Source organism: Dyadobacter sp. (assembly GCF_017744695.1).
In the GTDB taxonomy this organism is placed as follows: domain Bacteria; phylum Bacteroidota; class Bacteroidia; order Cytophagales; family Spirosomataceae; genus Dyadobacter.
Map to the genome: position 1 here is coordinate 110,725 of NZ_JAGIAS010000011.1, position 17,185 is coordinate 127,909.

The window sequence follows — 17,185 nt, forward strand, 5'->3', positions numbered from 1 at the left end:
CAATTGGCTTGCCGACCTGACCTTTTACCATGAAAATAAAACTCGCATTAACTTGCCTGAGCCTGCTCACCGGCCTTTCGCTTTCCGCTCAAAACAAGCTGGGAACGCTGAAGGGGAAGAATTTCAACAACATCACCCTGGAAGTTTCGCTGAAACCATTTAAAAAGAATGACAAGGTCTACATCCGCGAGGTGGCCAGGGAAATGTTCGTGCAATGGTCGTCGATGCTGCGGCATGCGGACACGGTATCGGTGATGCTCTGGACGAGCGATGGCTCCGAAATCCTGGATTACAAGGGCACGCCCGCGCAGCCGCTGGAATGGGCCAGGTACATGGGCAACCCCAACACCGAACACGCGGTAAACTCCGGGCCGAAGGAATTGTCCATTCACGAGCGGGCATATCTTTACCTCGATAACCCACCCGCATTCACCTATGGCGACCTGAAATTCATCGTACAAACATTGAAGGAAGAAGGCCGCAAAGCAACCGGTAAGCCAGTGCTCATCGGCGAAACTTTCGATCCGGGGCCGGAGTTCGCTCGGTCGGATTTTAAGTACAAAAAACACCGGGAAATCCTGGGCGGGAGCGCCATGGGGCATAATACGATGGTGAGCTGCTATTCGGTACTCAATGCCGACAGCGAGGCCTATGCGGGTTTTCCCAAAGGCATTCCGGCCAATACGCCGTTCGGAACGTTCCTGGGCAGGCAAAGCAAGCATTTTTTGAAGGATATGGGGTTTGATTTCCTGTGGCTGAGCAACGGGTTTGGGTACGGGATGGAAGGCTGGTCGTCTACCGGCGCGATTTTCGACGGCAAGGGTTTCGACCAGGCCAAACTGGCGGATACGAAGGACAAGATCGCCGGTTTCTGGAAGTACTTCCGGGCCGAAAACCCCGATGTGCAGATCCAGACCCGCGGTACCAACCTCTCCGCCGGCACCGACCTCGCCCGCGACGGCGTGAACCTGCAAGCCATTTACCGCGACAAAAACATGCTGCCGCCGCCCAACTCGCCATGGGCCGCATTGGACGGCGATTTCGGGCTGGAAATGGTGGGATACATGTCCAGAATGGCCGAGCTGCCCGACGAACGCTTCCTTTTCCGCTTCTACACCCACGACCCGTGGTGGCTCAACAGCCCCTGGCTCGACCGCTATGGTCGCGAGGCGCACGATATTTACCTTCCGCTCTCCGTCAGCCGCATTAATGCCAAAGGCGAGGTAAGAATCCCGTCGCACCTGAGCTTCCTCAGCATCGACGATACCCACGGCGACATGCCCACGCAGGTACCCGACGAGGTTACCCCGCACATCCTGAAAGCCCGCTATGACGCCCCTACCGCGCCGGGGCCGTTGGTGTGGCTGTACCCGTTCGAAGAATACCACCGGTGGGCATTCGCCTACCCGGACCGCCTCCCCGAGATTTACTACGGCGATTGGCTCATCCGGCAGGCGATCAACAATGGTTTCCCGCTGAACACCGTGGTTTCTACCGGTTCATTTCAAAGCGTAATCAAAAGCAAACCCGGCTTTTTCAAAGAATCCATCCTCGTAACCGTGGTGCCTGACGCGGATTCCCCGATGGAAAAGGCGCTCATTGGTTTTGTTAAAAATGGGGGTAAATTGATGGTGTACGGCCCTGCTGACCACGCGGGAAAGGCTTTTCGGGAATTACTGAACCTGAAAAACGAGGTACCGTTGGAAGGAGAATTCAAAGTATCGGGACAGTACGAGGGCGACAGGCTGGCAACGGCTTACCCGGATGTGGTGCGGCATGAAGCATTGTTTTCAGGTGGTGGTATGGCCACGAACCTTGCCAATCCCAATGACCCCGATACCCGCCTCCTCGCACGAATGTCGCAGGCGGGCCAGTCGCGCGACGTAGCGTGGGTACGCGCGGGCGACGACTGGCATGGCGGAAAAGTGGTCTACATCCGCGGCACCAATTCCAGCAAGTTCAATGGCGGCAAGCTGCTTAACCCGGACGATCCTTCGAAATTCTTCACCGGCCCGCTGCTGATGCGATACGCGTTGGCCGCATTCGATATGCATTGTGTGATTGAAAAGGAAAACGCCGCTGTGAAAAATCCGGTACTTACCATTGCGAGGAGCAACAATGCATTCGTTTTCTCGGGTTACCATCCCAACAGCACCATCACCGACCGGTTCAAATTCCCGCAAGGCGCGCCTTTGCTGCTCGGACTGGAAACGAAACTGGACGCCGGGCATTCGGTGTACAATCTGCCGACTTCCTGGAACCGTGAATGCCGCATTTTCGTGACGCAAAACAATGGTATTGTATCCTATAAAGAGCTGCATTCCGGGGTGAAGGATATCGACAAACGCTTCCAGATAAGCGGGTTGCAGAACGCTACCGTACGCGTCTACGCACCGGAGCACATTAGTTTGGAGCGATTCGAGGCTTATATCAATGCGTCCTATCCCTGGAAAACCGGCAGGATCAAGGTCGGCGAAGGCGACCCGAAGTTCGGCAGGCATTTCGTGGCCGAGCATGTGACAGGTACGCTCACCGTCGCGTGGTAATGCATTTATTTTGAAATAATACTGACTATGAAATACCTGAAACTTTACGGCATCGCACTGCTTGCAATTTTTACGGGCATCAAAACCCGTGCGCAAGTCGCAGACAGCAGCCAGTACCTGCAAAAATTAAAACAGGAATTACAAACCGAATGGCCTAAAAGCCGGACGATCAACGTCGTTTTTCATGGCCATTCCGTGCCGGCGGGTTATTGGGAAAACCACGAGGTGCATACCCTCGAATCGTATCCCAATCTATTCCTGAAAGCATTGAAAGCGAAATATTCCTATGCCGTTGTGAATGTGATCGTTACGGCAATCGGCGGCGAGAATGCGATCAGCGGACAGGCGCGTTTCGAAAAAGACGTGCTGACGCACCGGCCCGATATCCTTTTTATCGATTATGCATTGAATGACCGGTTTTCACCGCTCGACAAGGTGAAAAGTTCCTGGGCGCAAATGATTGAAGCGGCGCAGGCCAAAGGCATTCCCGTAATCCTGCTCACCCCGTCCCCCGACCAGCGCATCAACATCGCCGACCCTGCCAACCCGCTCGATCCTTATGTGGTGCAGATCCGTGAACTGGCCAAACAGTACAAAACCGGCCTGGCCGATCCGTACGTGGTATTTCAGCAATTGGTGAAGGATGGCAAACTCAAAGAAGTGATGGCCTCGGTGAACCACCCGAACGAAACGGGGCATATGGTGATCGTGAACCGCATTCTTCCCTATTTCTGAATGCATACCAAAGGCCGAAATAGTCCCGGAACGGCCTTTAAGCGTCCTGATAGTCTGGATTCGCGCTGATGGCGAACTTGTATTTATCGCCCCGGTAAAACGACCGTTCTATCTCCACCACCTGGCCGTCTTTGCAGATCACCGCGCTGTCGAGGATGAACATGGGCGTGGCATTGGCAAGCTCGAAATTATCCATTTCCGATCCGGGCTGGACGATTTCGGTGCTTAAAGTCTGCTTCACTTCGTCAATGCGAAGGTTATAGGTAGTTTCATAAATTTTGAAATAGGAAATTTCCGTGGGCATGCGGTTGATCTTCGGGCACAGGGCGAGGGAAATGTACTTGATCTCGTCCTTGATGATCTCGTTGTCGGCGTAGCGCAGCTGGTGCACTTTGAGCACGGGGCCGCCGATGATGAAATGCTTCCCGCCTATTTCCGACGAAATGCCGTCGTCGAGTACCGTTTTTTCCAGCACCACATTATGCGGCTCGAAACCCTCGGCGATGAGGCTTTCGTGAAACCCGCGCCGGGTGGCATTAATGGAGCCCAATGTACGGATAAGGTGATGGCCTACCGTACGGTTCAAGACGAATGTCCCCTTTCCCTTGATGCGCCGGGCCCAGCCCTGGTTTTCGATTTCCAGCAGGCTTTTGCGCGCCGTCGTATTGCTGATCCGGTAAGTTTTGATCAAATCATTCTCCGACGGAATCTTGTCTCCGGGCTGTAATTCCCCGGTTTTGATCCTTTCGATAATTTCCTCACTGATACTGACAAACTTCGGTTTCATTGGTGCACTGGACAATACGTAAAAGGGCAAATTTACCAGAAGCAAATTCCTGTGCAATAGGAAAACCGCATATTCCGGCCGATGCCCGCATCGGGAGCTCAATTACGGCATTTTCGGCGAGTATGGTTAGTGCGTTAAGAGACTTTTTATCCTGTTGGCGGCCAAATCAGTCCGTTTATTGTTTTAAACATGAAAAAGATCCCTGCATTATTACTGATGGCCGCGTTCGGTTTGCTGTCCGCAAGGTCCGTGGCCCAGTCCAAATCCCCTCGTGCGGACACCTGCGCGTGCGCACAGCTCGCAAGGATGCACATCCCGCAGGCTACCATCACAACTACCGAATGCGTACCCGCGGGCACGTTCAAGCCTCCCGGTAACGGGCCTGCGATAAGCGACCTGCCGGCATTCTGCCGGGTCGCCGCCGTGTTGCAGCCTTCGCCGGACTCCCATATCCGCATTGAATTGTGGCTACCCGAAACGGGCTGGAACGAGCGGTTTCTCGGCACCGGCACGGGTGGCGGGGCCGGGTACATCAACTACGGTTCGCTGGCGACGGGCCTGCGGAAGGGCTTTGCCACCACGAATACCGACATGGGTACCTTCCCCGGCGCAAACGAGCTGGCCGGGCATCCCGAAAAATGGACCGACTTCGGGCACCGCGCCACACACGAAATGACAGTGGCGGGCAAGGCCATTACCGAAGCATACTACCACAAATCCGCCCGCAAAGCCTATTTCTCGGGATGCTCCACCGGCGGCCAGCAAGCGCTGATGGAGTCGCAGCGGTATCCAAACGACTACGATGGCATTCTTGCAGGCGCACCTGCCAACAACCGCACGCATTTGCACACCGGCTTCATATGGATTCTTCGGGCCACCAACGACCTACCCGGCAGCACCTTCCCCAAGCAAAAGCTCGACCTGATCACCCGCGCCGTGCTCAACGCCTGTGCCGGCAAGGACGGTGGCGCCCCCGGCGACAATTTCCTGACCAACCCCGCCGCCTGCCGGTTTGATCCCGAAACACTACCGGTATGCCCCGATGGCACCGACGACAGCACTTGCCTGACCCGGTCTCAGATAACCGCATTGAAAAAGATCTGGGAAGGCCCCGTCAACCCGCGCACCGGCGAAAGGATTTACACACCCATCCCGCTGGGCAGCGAAAATGTGGCCGCGGGCATCGACATACAGCAAAATCCGGCCCTGGCACCCAATGCCTTATTTTACCAATACAAATGGGCCTTCGGTAAAGATTTCGACTACAAAACTTTCGATTTTGATCACGACCAGGACGAGCTCGATGCGCTCCTCGGCCCCGTTCTGAATGCCAATGATTCCGACCTTTCCGCATTCAAACAGAACAGCTCCAAACTCCTCCTGTACACCGGCACCGCCGATCCGCTTGTGCCCTACCAGGACGCATTGAGCTACTACGAGCGCGTGATGGGCGTACAAGGCGGGCTTTCGCAAACCCGGGATTTCTTCCGTTTTTACCTGATCCCCGGCATGGGGCATTGCAACGGCGGGCCCGGCCTCAACGACGGCGGCGATATGCTGACTGCGTTGATCAAATGGAGAGAAGAGGGCATCGCGCCGCAGCAGTTGACAGGTACAGCTTATGAGGGCGGTGATGCAAAAAAAGGCGTACGGTTCCGGCGACCGGTGTATCCCTATCCACTACTGCCCGCATACAAGGCGGGCGACGAATCAAGCCCTGAAAGCTACGAGGGGGTCGCGCAGCCCAAGGCGAAAGTGAAGGAGCCGGCAGCGCGGTATTTGAAGAGCATCAAACAAGCACGCACATCAGGGACCAAGTAGCCGAAATCCGGCATAAGAGAGTAATATTAATAAGGCAGCGCATACAAAATTACTATTGCGCCGACCGAACGCTATAACCCATGGACAATATCAGCATGAAACGCTTTCTGGTTGCTATGACGCTCTGCGGCGGGATTTTTGCAGGGGCCGTCGGGCGAAAAGAGGAATTTCCCCGGGAGGTAAAGCCCGAGGATGCTATCGCCACATTCGAGATCCCGGCAGGTTTTCAAATTGAAATGGTGGCCAGCGAGCCGGCCATTTCAGATCCAGTTGCGATGGAAATCGACGAAAACGGCGTGATGTACGTCGTTGAAATGCACGGCTATCCCCTCGATAAAAGTGGTACGGGAAAAGTGAGAACACTGCACGACACCGACGGCGACGGCCAAATGGATCGTTCGGTAATTTTTGCCGAAAACCTGGTATTACCGACCGGTATCCTACGCTGGAAAAAAGGCGTGCTGGTAACCGATCCGCCCAATGTCCTTTACCTCGAAGACACCGACAATGACGGCAAGGCAGACAAGCGGGACACGCTCCTGACGGGTTTCGCGATGTCCAATCCGCAACATAATTTCAACAACCCGATCCTGGGTATCGACAACTGGATTTACCTCGGGCACGAGCCGGCCGTAACGACCAAAACTTTTCAGAAGGAATTTGGCGATCGCGGTGGGGAAATACTCTATCCACATTTGCCCGACAGCCCGCGTTTGCCCGAAAATGGTTTAGGAAGAGGCGTGCGGTTCCGGCCCGACGCCAAGGGATTGGAGGTGTTGAGCAGCTACACGCAATTTGGCCATACGTTCGATCAATGGGGGCATTACCTGCTTGTCAGCAATGCAAACCCGGGTTATCACGAAGTAATTGCCAACCGCTATCTGCTCCGCAATCCCGACCTGCTGGTTTCGAAGGTGACTCAAACATTGTCGGATCATTCCTCGGAAGTTTTTCCCATTACCAAAAACCCGCAGCACCAATTGCTTACCGACCTCGGCGTGTTTACGTCGGCCTGTGGCCTGACCAGCTATCAGGGCGGATTGTTCCCTGCCCCTTACGATAGCGTCGCATTTGTGGCGGAACCTGTAAGCAACCTTGTCCATGCCGATCTGATCCGCGACAGCGGTGCGAGTTTTACGGCAAGCCGCATACAGGACAAAAAAGAGTTCCTGGCTTCCACCGACTCCTGGTTCAGACCGGTGAATATGTACATCGGGCCCGACGGTGCATTGTACGTGATGGACTATTACCGGCAGATCATCGAACACCCGGAATGGATGGCCGACGAGGTCGTTAAATCCGGGGCATTGTACAATGGCCGCGACATGGGGCGCATTTACCGGATTTCGCCCAAAGGTACGCCCCGGATTTCCTGGCCGGGTAAACTGGACCTGAACGCAATGACGGATGCCGATCTGGTCCAAAAGCTCGCAGACCGGAACATCTGGTGGCGCCGTCATGCGCAGCGCTTGCTGCTGGATCGCCATCATGATGCCGCCATCCCGCTGCTCAAAAGCATGGCCACGGGCGACAACCCGCATGGCCGGCTGCATGCGTTATGGACATTGGAAGGCCTGGATGCACTCCGCGCAGGCGATCTGCAACGCGCACTCAGAGACCCGCATGCAGGCGTGACGGAGAATGCCATCAAAATCGCCGAACTTCACCTGGCGCAGTTTCCGGAGTTGATACCTTCACTGACTGCCCTGGCCCATCACGCCAATGCGAAAGTCCGCTTTCAGGCGCTGCTGACCCTGGGCGAGATACGGTCCGCAGACGCGCAGTCGGAAGACGCGCAGTCCGCAGACGTGCTCAAAGCGCGCGAAGCCATTTTGTTCAGGGACCTTCGGGACCCGTGGGTGCAAACCGCTGCCCTCACCTCAGCATACGGAAACGATATGCTGTTTGCCGAAACTTTGAAACGTTACAAACCGCATGACGAAGCATATGCGTCGCTTGTGCAGCGATTGAGCACATTGACCGGTGCACGCGGGGACGCTGCCGCAATCAGTTCCATCATTCGTAAAGCGCTGGCACCTGGCGGTACCCAAGGCTGGCAGGCACCCGTATTGCGCGGATTAGCCGAAAGCCTCAGCAAGCGAACGGATCTTGGTCAATTAGAAGCCGAAAAGACGCTGCTGTTAAATGCATCATTCAAAAACGCGAATCCGGAAATCAGGCAAGCCGGCATGCAGCTCCTGCGGAAAACCGGACTCCCCGCCGGACCGGAAACGCAGGCCGCCACCAAAAACGCGGTACTGACAGCCTCCAACAAGGGCGCAACGGCAGAAAAACGGGCAGAAGCGATTCAGTTTCTTTCCTTCAAAAACCCGGCGGCGTATTCGGATGTGCTCCAAAAACTCGTCGTTCCGAGTGAACCTCGTCCGGTGCAGATAGCCGCATTGAAAACGCTCAATGCCATCCCCGATGAAACGGTATGCCGCTTGCTGCTGGAAAGGTGGGCGTCGCTAACGCCCGACGTGCGTGAATCGGCCATAGGGTTCTTTCTTTCCGACCCGAAGCGGATCACACTCCTGCTTGACGGCCTGGAACAAGGCAAAATCGACCAGGCGACCCTTGGATGGCCGCGCAGCGTATCGCTAATGGCCCATCACAACGAAACCCTGCGCAACCGTGCGAGGCAGCTCCTGACACAGAAAGACAGCCAGCGGCAGGTTGTAATACAATCTTACAAGCCCGTAATGACCCTTGCGGGAAATCCGCAAGCCGGTAAACTGGTGTTCGAACAGCAATGTGCCGTATGCCACCAGATCGCCGGCGCCGGCGGCGTGGCATTCGGTCCCGACCTTGGGACGGTCCGCAACCGACGCCCCGAATCGATTATGGGCGACATTCTGGATCCCAATTTTTCCATTGCCGACGGATATGATCTCTTGCAAATCGAGCTCGGCTCGGGTGAATCGGCGCAGGGACTGATCGCCAGCGAAACGCCTTCCGCGCTCACGCTGTCCAATTATGGCGGCCAAAAAAGAGTCATCGCGCGCAAGGATATCAAATCATTGAAAACACTGGGCATGTCAAGCATGCCGGTGGGACTCGAAGCGTCGATTAACCAACAACAAATGGCAGACTTGCTTGCCTTCATCAAAAACGCCAAATAACTACCTCTCTATTTAAGACTAACTTTTCACCTTTATGGCATATCAACATCTGTTTCGTAACCTCAGTATTTTCTGCCTGGCCGTTGCCGGCCTTACCACCCCACCCGCTGTTTCGCAATCCTTCCAATGGCCCGAAGGGAAAAAAATGGCGATCAGCCTCACCTTCGACGACGCGCGCGGCAGTCAGGCAACCGCAGGCGTGCCGCTACTCAATGAATACGGCGTTAAGGGGACCTTTTACCTCGTTCCCTCAGCGGTTCAAAAGCAATTGGAAGGCTGGAAAAAAGCAGTTGCAAGCGGTCACGAAATGGGTAACCACTCATTGCACCACCCGTGCAGCGGCAATTTTGTATGGTCGAGGGAAAAGGCGCTCGAAACCTACACCCTCGACCAGATGCGATCCGAACTGACGGAAACCAACCGCCAGATCCAGGCCATGCTGGGGGTTACGCCCGTCTCATATGCCTACCCGTGCGGACACACCTTCGTAGGCCGCGGACGCGGGACGCGGAGCTTTATACCACTCATTTCGGAGCTGTTCGTAACGGGCCGCGGCTGGCTCGACGAAGCTCCAGTAGACCCGGCTTATTGTGATTTCGCGCAGTTAACAGGCATGGAAACCGACGGCAAAGACTTTGAACAGATTCTTCCGATCATCGAAGCGGCCAGAAAATCGGGACAATGGCTTGTACTCGCCGGACACGAAATGGCCGATTCCGGACCGCAAACTACCCGCCTGGCGATGCTGCGCAAACTCTGCGAATACGCCAGGAACCCCGACAATGGCATCTGGATTGCGCCTGTGAGCGAAATCGCCGGGTATGTAAAGGCCGTGCGCGATACGATCAACATTCCTGAACTCGTTGCAGCCGACGCAAAAGGCGTCCTTCATCTGACCGCCGAAAAGGGCAAGGGCACGGGCCCTAAAATTCAATACATGCCTAAATGGAAAGCATTTGGCTGGTTTGGTGCTACGGATGCCGTAGAATGGGAGATTGAGGTACCCCGGGCAGGCCTGTTTGACGTAAATATGGAGTGGTCTGTCGATGATAAAGAAGCCGGGAAGACATTCGTGCTCGAAACAAGTAAGACCTCGCTGTCAGGGAAAGTTCCGCCGAGCGGAAGCTGGGAAAATTTCCAAAACAAATCGGTGGGCACCTTGCGACTCGCTGCCGGTGTGCAAAAAATAAAATTCCGGTCCAGCAAACCTTTCGCCGACGGCGGACTGCTGGACCTGCGCAAAGTGGTGCTCACTCCTGCCCAATAGGACATCCGCTGAACCCGTTTGCCCAAATTATTGGTCGCTTTAATTGGAAATTCAAATCCCGGCTGTAAATTTACAACTGTAAAAACACAATTGGAATGACTTACCTGAGCGCAATGCCGCAAGCGGCTACATCCTGGGAGGAAATTTGTTATCCGGTAGATTCGGTGTTACTGGCCGATATGCTGCCCGAGTATGACATTATTGCCACCGACCGGCAACAGCTGATTGTAGGCACGCCGCCGGGCCACAGGAAAACAATCTTTGGAATACAAAGCTCCGGCTACACCATTATTCCTAACGAGATGATCAGACAGGCCGTCGACAGCCTGTTCAGTCAATACGAACTCCAGATCAAGCATACCATTACCGGAGAGTTCAGTATCAGCATTATCCTTCCCGAAGAACTCGCTATCGGAGGAGAGCGCCTGAAAAGGAGCATTATTGTTACCAATGGCTACAATGGCAAAACGCCTTTCAGCATACAAGGCCGCACACTTACCGCAGACAACGGCCTGCCGGGCGGAAGTATGTACAGGGCAGTGTGCCAGAACGGTTTGATGGGCTGGGCCGACTCTTTCACGGAGCTCAGCCATTACCGGGATTGGCTACGAGGACAGCTGCCCGGCGCTTTCAAGGGACAGCAAAGAAAAAGCGACGCGTCCATGAAGCCGGAAGCACTCCCGCAATTGCGCAGACCGAAGGGAAATCGCAAAATCGATTTGGAAGCACTTCAGCAGCAGCTGACCGACTTGCTGAGTTCTGTCACACAGCAGGACCTTACGCTGACGGCGCTGGTATATGAATACTTTCAAAATAAATCCATGACCCGCAAAGAGGAAAATGTACTGAGCAGCTTGCCCATCCCCGTGCAGCTGGCCAGGCAGGCCCGCGAGCGCTTACGGCTTGAGCAGAGCTTGCTGGGAGTAACCCCCTCCTATTGGTTGATGTACAATGCGGTGAATTATGCCCTTTTCAACGCCCGCAGCAGCCTTACCTTAAATGATCGCTACAAGCTCGATGAAAAGGTCTTTCACCAGTTTGCCGCGCTTGCATTTAATTAACCCATAGAAGTATAGCAATCATAAGCATTGATCATCAACCGATTAGGAATGTATGGATAAAGTGGGAATTTCACCGGCATTGGAAAAAATCCAGCAGCTTTTCAGCACTCATGGCCCATCCCGCCAGCGGGAAGCCGGCTCGGCGCATCATCGGCCCGACCTGTCCATTATCACAAATTTTATCCGCGAGAATGCCCTCGCACTTGACGAAACAGCTGTGTTGCAGCCGCAAAATCAAGCAGGCAACCGGACGGCAAACTCCTATAAAATCGCTACCGAACGATTCCTTAAAATCTTAGGCCGGCTTACCCAGGCCAACGAGGGACTGTCGCGGCAGGAAAGGATTTTTGTTAACCAATACTGGTCCGACCTGCAACATACTGCTTCCGGAAAATAGCCTCGGGGCATTTCCAGTCAATACCAAACACATAACGCTATCAATGATTGCAGCGCCACCGCATCCTGTCAGGGGCTGCGGCGGGCTGCAATCGACTATTCCTTAACCCATTAACCTTGCCCCCTGTGAACAACCAACAAACCAAACCTGTTATGAGCACCAATACAAGCCCTGTCATACTTGGAAAAAATGATTTTCGCCTTCTTAAACAGTTTGCGAGCAATTTCTCGGACAGCCCTGCGGCGAGCGAAATGTCACTTGCTTACGAGCTGAACCGGGCCATAGTCGTTGAAGACGATCAACTTCCGGAAGATAGTATCCGCCTGAATTCACAAGTAAAGGTGCTGGAATTGACGACCAACAGGGAAATGGAATTCAGCATTGTTATGCCCCATCTGGCGGACATTGCGGAACAGAAGATATCCATTCTCACGCCGATGGGCGCCGCGTTGATAGGACTTTGCAAAGGTGAAACCGTAGAGTGGAAAATGCCCGCCGGGATCAGGAAATTGAAGATCCTAGATGTACGTTCGGCTTAAATGCCGGCGGGAAGTTACCAACCGGCTTTGCGGACTTAATACATCGCATACCAGGAGTCGTATCCCTGAAATCCTGCTTGCGGAACATATCTAAACAACTGTTTCAGCCTGAGCTTGTAGGTTACCTGGCCAAGTTTGGGATCTTCATCATGATAAATGAAGGTGATAAACGATTTCCCCCCGGCCTTATCCACCTGCCTGGCACTGGTAAGGCTGTGAAGTATCCTCGAACTGGCGGGATCGATATACGCGGATTTTCCGGGAATGATCATGCGGACTAAATTCGGGGTAAACTGCGAGCTGACAACCAGGGTCCCTTTCGCTTCATCCCATTCACATTTCAGTCCGGACGGATAGGAAACCCTCGTGAACAATGCGAAAGTTCTTGCGGGGCCCTCTATTTCGGTGTTAAGAAATTCATCCCCGAAATACAACCAAACAGAGCCCTCTCCCTCGTAAGGAAATGCCAGAAAAACTCTTTTTTGATACACCTTATATATCGTATCTATTTCAAAGAGGCTCACCGAATCCTTTCCAATATGCCGATAGGCCTGATCGACGTACAAAACCCCCAGATTGAGCGAATCCCTGTTCAATCGGGCCGATATTTCGACCGCCTGAACTTCCTTTTTCGAGCAGGATCCGGCAATTAATGCAACAACCGCAACGACAACAACAAAACAGAATAGCTTTTTCATGGCTTGTGTCTGCAAATTTGGTCTAATATAGCTCGTAGACACCTGTTTCGATCGTCACCGTTGCGGTTCCCAGGGAGGAAATACTACATTCACCCGTCTGGGGTTTTGCCGAAATGGGTATGAACCGTTGTGAATATGAAAAAAGTAGCCTGCTAACAGCAACGATAAAACAAGACCGCCGGCTATTGTCCCGCCTATATCGTGCCGGCGAAATTGGTCGTCTATGACGGCGTAAGCGCAACTGAATGCCCTTAAAGCCGGATAATCACGCGTTTTTGAGTTTGGGTAAAAGACCGGTGATAATGCCGATCAGCGGTAAAAATGCACAAAGCTGAAACACATATTCGATGCTGGTATGATCGGCCAGGTTGCCCAGCAACGCGGAACCAAGCCCTCCCATACCGAAAGACAATCCAAAGAACAGTCCGCCTATCAGCCCGACTTTCCCTGGCACCAATTCCTGAGCGTAAACAACAATCGCGGAAAAGGCTGAGGAAATGATCAGTCCGATACAAACCGACAGGATGGTCGTCCAAAACAGATTGGCGTAGGGTAACAGCATGGTGAACGGTGCGGCTCCGAGGATCGAAATCCAGATGACATATTTGCGCCCGAACCTGTCCCCTATCGGCCCACCGGCGACGGTTCCAATGGCAACGGCCGACGAGAATATAAACAATTGGATTTGAGACTCCTGGATCGTCAGACCAAATTTATTCATGAGAAAAAATGTATAGTAACTGGTCATCCCGGCCAGATATACATACTTGGAAAAGATCAGGATCAGCAGAATCACGAGCGAGAAAACGACTTTGTTTTGACTCAGTGAAGCGTGGACAGCGGATACTTTTTTAGCCGATTTAGGCAAAATACCCCCTCTGTACCATTGCCCTATATAAATGGCAAGTACGCCGCCCAGCAGCGCGGCCACCGAAAACCACATGATGCCGTGCTGGCCAAAAGGTGCGACAATCAATGCGGCTAACAACGGGCCCAGCGCACTGCCGCTGTTACCACCGAGCTGGAAAAAAGACTGGGCGAACCCGCGTTTGCCTCCCGATGCCAAATGCGCAATGCGCGAGGACTCCGGATGAAAGATCGACGATCCGATACCGATCAGGCTCACCGCGATTAATACGAACCCGAAGGAGTTTGCCCAGGCCAGTGAAAGAACCCCAATCAGGGAGAAGCCCATACCTATTGCAATCGAGAAAGGTTTGGGATTTTTGTCTGTATAAAGGCCTACAAACGGCTGCAATAGCGAAGCGGTGATCTGGTAGCACAGCGTCACCAGGCCGATCTGCGCGAAACTCAGGTGAAAATCAACTTTGAGCAAGGGGTAAATCGACGCAATGACTGCCTGCATCGTGTCATTCAACAAATGTGCGAAACTGATCGCAAAGAGAATCGGATAAACCGTTCTCTGAGGTTGCAGAACGGAGGCGGATGGTTCCTGAACGGCTGAACTATTCATCATATCATCTGATGTTTGATGGTAAAAAAATTTAGTGTTTCAATATTTGCCTGGCGTAACGCAATGCCTGCTCTTCGTTACCATCTCTGATACTTTCGAACAGGGATTTATGCAGGTCGTTGGTTTGGATGAACGTAGTGGTGTCGGGGTAAATTTGTAGAAACCAGCTTTTCAACCGGGATGAAAATGCGTGATACATATCGGCCAGGATTTCATTCCCTGAGGCCATGGCAATGCTCACGTGAAAATTGATGTCGGCCTGAATGCATTCCTCGATCTTTTCCTGCTGAGAAGCCTGGATCCGCTCGTTCAGAAAACCTTCTATTACATCGAGTTGCTGTTGGGTACGATTGAGCGCCGCTTTTTGCGCGATTTTAATTTCCAGAAGCTGCCTTACTTCATCGATATCTTTTGCCGCAGCGCGGTTCAGGCGCTGGTGTAAAGTTTCATTGTCTTCTACAAACTCATTGATGAACGTCCCCAGCCCCTGCTGCACGCGCAACAAACCGGAGTTCGCCAGCATTCTGACCGCCTCCCGAATGGACGAACGCCCTACCCCGTATTGCTTCATCAATTCGGGTTCAGTCGGCAATTGCTGCCCAGCCACGTACCGCCCCGAACGAATATAGTCTTTGATCTGGCCCGCCACTTCATCCGCCAAAGATCTTTTCTGTATGCGCATATTCATCATATCATCTGATGACAAAGATATATGGGTTCAGGAGAAATCCATACTTCCAAAAGAAAAAACGGACCGAATGTCGCTCCGGTCAACTTATCAGACTAAATTTTATAAAAATTGTAATAGTTTTGTCTCAAAACTATTTTTCCCTCATCATGGCTACGCACAAATCAGATAACGAGCGCGAGATGCTGCGCGAGCTGGCTGACGGGAGCGAATCTGCTTTTGTGTGGATTTTCGATGCATATAGCCCCAGGGTCTACCGGCTTGCCTTGAAATTTCTGAACTCGCCGCACGCCGCGGAGGAAGTTGTGCAGGATGTTTTTATGGATGTGTGGCTGGGACGAAAAAAAATGGCCGACGTCCTGAATTTTGGAGCGTACCTGCATGGAATGGCTAAAAAGCAGGTCTACGACGCGTATCGCCGCAAATCCAATTTTCTCGAAATGGTCCGCGAAATCGGCTACCAGGAACAATCCGACAATGCAACCGAGCGGATGGTCTACGAAGATGAGCGTGAAAGGCTGTTGCAGGACGCAATCCGCAGCTTGCCCGAACATCAGCGGGAAATCTTCCAGCTAGCCCGGGAAGAAGGGCTGACTCACGAGGCCATCGCCGAACGAATGAACCTTTCGAGATTGGCCGTTAAAGCGCATATGAAGCGCATACTACGTTTTATCCGCACGCGGCTTGAACCGGTTTTAAAGGCTGAGACCCTGTTCTGGCTGCTAATCTTCACAACAAAATAATTTTTTTTAGAAAAAATTGCCCCCTTCCCCTTTTTCAGGAGACATGTGAAATAGGGAGTCGTTCGCGGCTCCGATCCATTCACAGGTTACCAGAAAAACAGATGGCTTCATGAGCGCCGACAACGATACAAATGCCCCTAACGATTTCAACCAGTCGGGAACAGAACGATTTGATTTTCTCATGGCCAGATATCTGGCCGGAGATGCCTCCGATCCGGAAAAAGAAGAGCTCCACCAGTTGACTGAAAACGGCTATGCACCGCGTTTCGGGGAGTGGCTCGATGCACATGCCGATACGGATTCGACCGAAATGGCCCTGCCAGGAAAGGCACGCGACGAGATACTGACCAATATCCTCGGGGCAGCCCGTCCCAAAACCCGGCGGATGCCCGCATGGTGGAGTTGGGCAGCAGCCATTCTTTTGGCCCTGGGCGGTTTGATGTGGCTAACGTTGAAAAACAACCAGAGCGCTCCAATGAATGTAACCCGGACGGACTCGCCGCCTCCGAAAGACGACTTACAGGTCGCAAAGGGAAAGCAATTCCTGATACTCCCCGACGGAAGCAGCGTACTGATGAACGAGCGTGCCGAGCTCACCTATTCGCCTGCCTCTTTTCAAAACGGCTCCCGCGAGGTGACGTTGCAGGGAGAAGCCTATTTTGACATTGCTCATGACCCTTCGAAGCCTTTCCGGGTGAAGTCAGGAGCAGTGGTGACGCGGGTACTGGGCACCGCATTTAACGTGAATATGCTGGAAAACAAAGTAGTCGTCACGGTTGCGCGGGGGCTGGTGGAAGTGGGGAGCACGCATCACGTGTATGCGAAGATCAGGCCGGACGAGCAGATTACGGTCGATACCCGGACGCAACAATACAACACGGCCTCGGTGAGCGCGATCGAAGAAACCGCGTGGAAAGATGCCTACCTGGTATTCGATAACATCGATCTGGAAAAAGCCGGTCAGCTCATCGGAGAACACTATGGTGTGAAACTGGCTTTCACCCGCGCGGAAATCAAGAAATGCCGGATCACCGCCTCGTTCCTTCATCATGAGAACCTGGATACCGTGTTGACCGTGCTTTCCAAAATGATCGGGGCTACTTACACCATCGAAAACGGCAACGTGTCGATAGAAGGTGGCTCCTGTGATTAGTGCAAATGCCGGTATCACCCTGATTATCATCACTAAACCCCTATAACGATGTCGTACGGAGCAGATCTTGCGATTTTCCCCAGAGCTGGCTGACGCATACCATCCTCCCGGAAAATTCAAACAGCATTCAAGCAAAAGCCCTTCGGCGGGAACC

The 17,185-nt window shown here is 53.2% G+C and carries 14 protein-coding genes; 10 read left to right on the forward strand and 4 right to left on the reverse strand.

The window, feature by feature from the left end; all coding sequences use genetic code 11:
* Positions 1 to 29 precede the first annotated feature (29 nt).
* Positions 30 to 2,546 (forward strand): hypothetical protein, encoded by a 2,517-nt coding sequence (locus tag J7619_RS29730; RefSeq protein WP_291207882.1) that lies wholly within the window; start codon positions 30 to 32, stop codon positions 2,544 to 2,546.
* A 27-nt stretch (positions 2,547 to 2,573) separates the two neighbouring features.
* Positions 2,574 to 3,281 carry an SGNH/GDSL hydrolase family protein gene (locus J7619_RS29735; RefSeq protein ID WP_291207884.1) on the forward strand — a complete coding sequence of 236 codons (708 nt, stop codon included), beginning with the start codon at positions 2,574 to 2,576 and terminating at the stop codon, positions 3,279 to 3,281.
* Between the two features lie 37 nt (positions 3,282 to 3,318).
* Here the strand turns inward: J7619_RS29735 and J7619_RS29740 are convergent, their stop codons facing one another.
* Complete coding sequence (locus J7619_RS29740) at positions 3,319 to 4,068, reverse strand: GntR family transcriptional regulator (protein ID WP_291207886.1); 750 nt, start codon at positions 4,066 to 4,068, stop codon at positions 3,319 to 3,321.
* A 189-nt stretch (positions 4,069 to 4,257) separates the two neighbouring features.
* Between J7619_RS29740 and J7619_RS29745 the strand changes: the two genes are divergently transcribed.
* From J7619_RS29745 to J7619_RS29770, 6 genes are all read left to right on the forward strand, one after another.
* Entirely contained in the window at positions 4,258 to 5,889 is a 1,632-nt protein-coding gene (locus J7619_RS29745; RefSeq protein ID WP_291207888.1) for a tannase/feruloyl esterase family alpha/beta hydrolase, read from the forward strand.
* An 80-nt stretch (positions 5,890 to 5,969) separates the two neighbouring features.
* On the forward strand, positions 5,970 to 9,011 hold the full coding sequence (locus J7619_RS29750; protein WP_291207890.1) for a PVC-type heme-binding CxxCH protein: 3,042 nt from the start codon (positions 5,970 to 5,972) through the stop codon (positions 9,009 to 9,011).
* A gap of 34 nt (positions 9,012 to 9,045) precedes the next feature.
* Entirely contained in the window at positions 9,046 to 10,278 is a 1,233-nt protein-coding gene (locus J7619_RS29755; protein WP_291207891.1) for a polysaccharide deacetylase family protein, read from the forward strand.
* 95 nt (positions 10,279 to 10,373) lie between these two features.
* A complete protein-coding gene (locus J7619_RS29760) occupies positions 10,374 to 11,339 on the forward strand; it encodes a hypothetical protein (RefSeq protein ID WP_291207893.1) in 966 nt (321 codons plus the stop codon).
* A 52-nt stretch (positions 11,340 to 11,391) separates the two neighbouring features.
* The gene (locus J7619_RS29765) at positions 11,392 to 11,736 is read left to right on the forward strand and encodes a hypothetical protein (RefSeq protein WP_291207896.1); all 345 of its coding nucleotides are present in this window, start codon (positions 11,392 to 11,394) and stop codon (positions 11,734 to 11,736) included.
* 152 nt (positions 11,737 to 11,888) lie between these two features.
* Complete coding sequence (locus J7619_RS29770; RefSeq protein WP_291207898.1) at positions 11,889 to 12,275, forward strand: GreA/GreB family elongation factor; 387 nt, start codon at positions 11,889 to 11,891, stop codon at positions 12,273 to 12,275.
* Between the two features lie 35 nt (positions 12,276 to 12,310).
* On the opposite strand, the gene J7619_RS29775 is transcribed toward J7619_RS29770, so the two are convergent.
* The 3 genes from J7619_RS29775 to J7619_RS29785 all read right to left on the reverse strand — a co-directional run bounded on the left by J7619_RS29775 (position 12,311) and on the right by J7619_RS29785 (position 15,129).
* Entirely contained in the window at positions 12,311 to 12,973 is a 663-nt protein-coding gene (locus J7619_RS29775; protein WP_291207900.1) for a hypothetical protein, read from the reverse strand.
* A 265-nt stretch (positions 12,974 to 13,238) separates the two neighbouring features.
* Complete coding sequence (locus J7619_RS29780; RefSeq protein WP_310589831.1) at positions 13,239 to 14,450, reverse strand: MFS transporter; 1,212 nt, start codon at positions 14,448 to 14,450, stop codon at positions 13,239 to 13,241.
* Between the two features lie 28 nt (positions 14,451 to 14,478).
* Positions 14,479 to 15,129, reverse strand: coding sequence for a FadR/GntR family transcriptional regulator (locus J7619_RS29785; RefSeq protein WP_291207902.1), 651 nt, complete (start codon positions 15,127 to 15,129; stop codon positions 14,479 to 14,481).
* Between the two features lie 155 nt (positions 15,130 to 15,284).
* Here J7619_RS29785 and J7619_RS29790 point away from each other — a divergent pair, with 155 nt between their 5' ends.
* Positions 15,285 to 15,878 carry an RNA polymerase sigma factor gene (locus J7619_RS29790; RefSeq protein ID WP_291207904.1) on the forward strand — a complete coding sequence of 198 codons (594 nt, stop codon included), beginning with the start codon at positions 15,285 to 15,287 and terminating at the stop codon, positions 15,876 to 15,878.
* Positions 15,879 to 15,987: 109 nt separating this feature from the next.
* The gene (locus tag J7619_RS29795; RefSeq protein WP_291207906.1) at positions 15,988 to 17,031 is read left to right on the forward strand and encodes a FecR family protein; all 1,044 of its coding nucleotides are present in this window, start codon (positions 15,988 to 15,990) and stop codon (positions 17,029 to 17,031) included.
* The last annotated feature ends 154 nt before the right edge of the window (positions 17,032 to 17,185 follow it).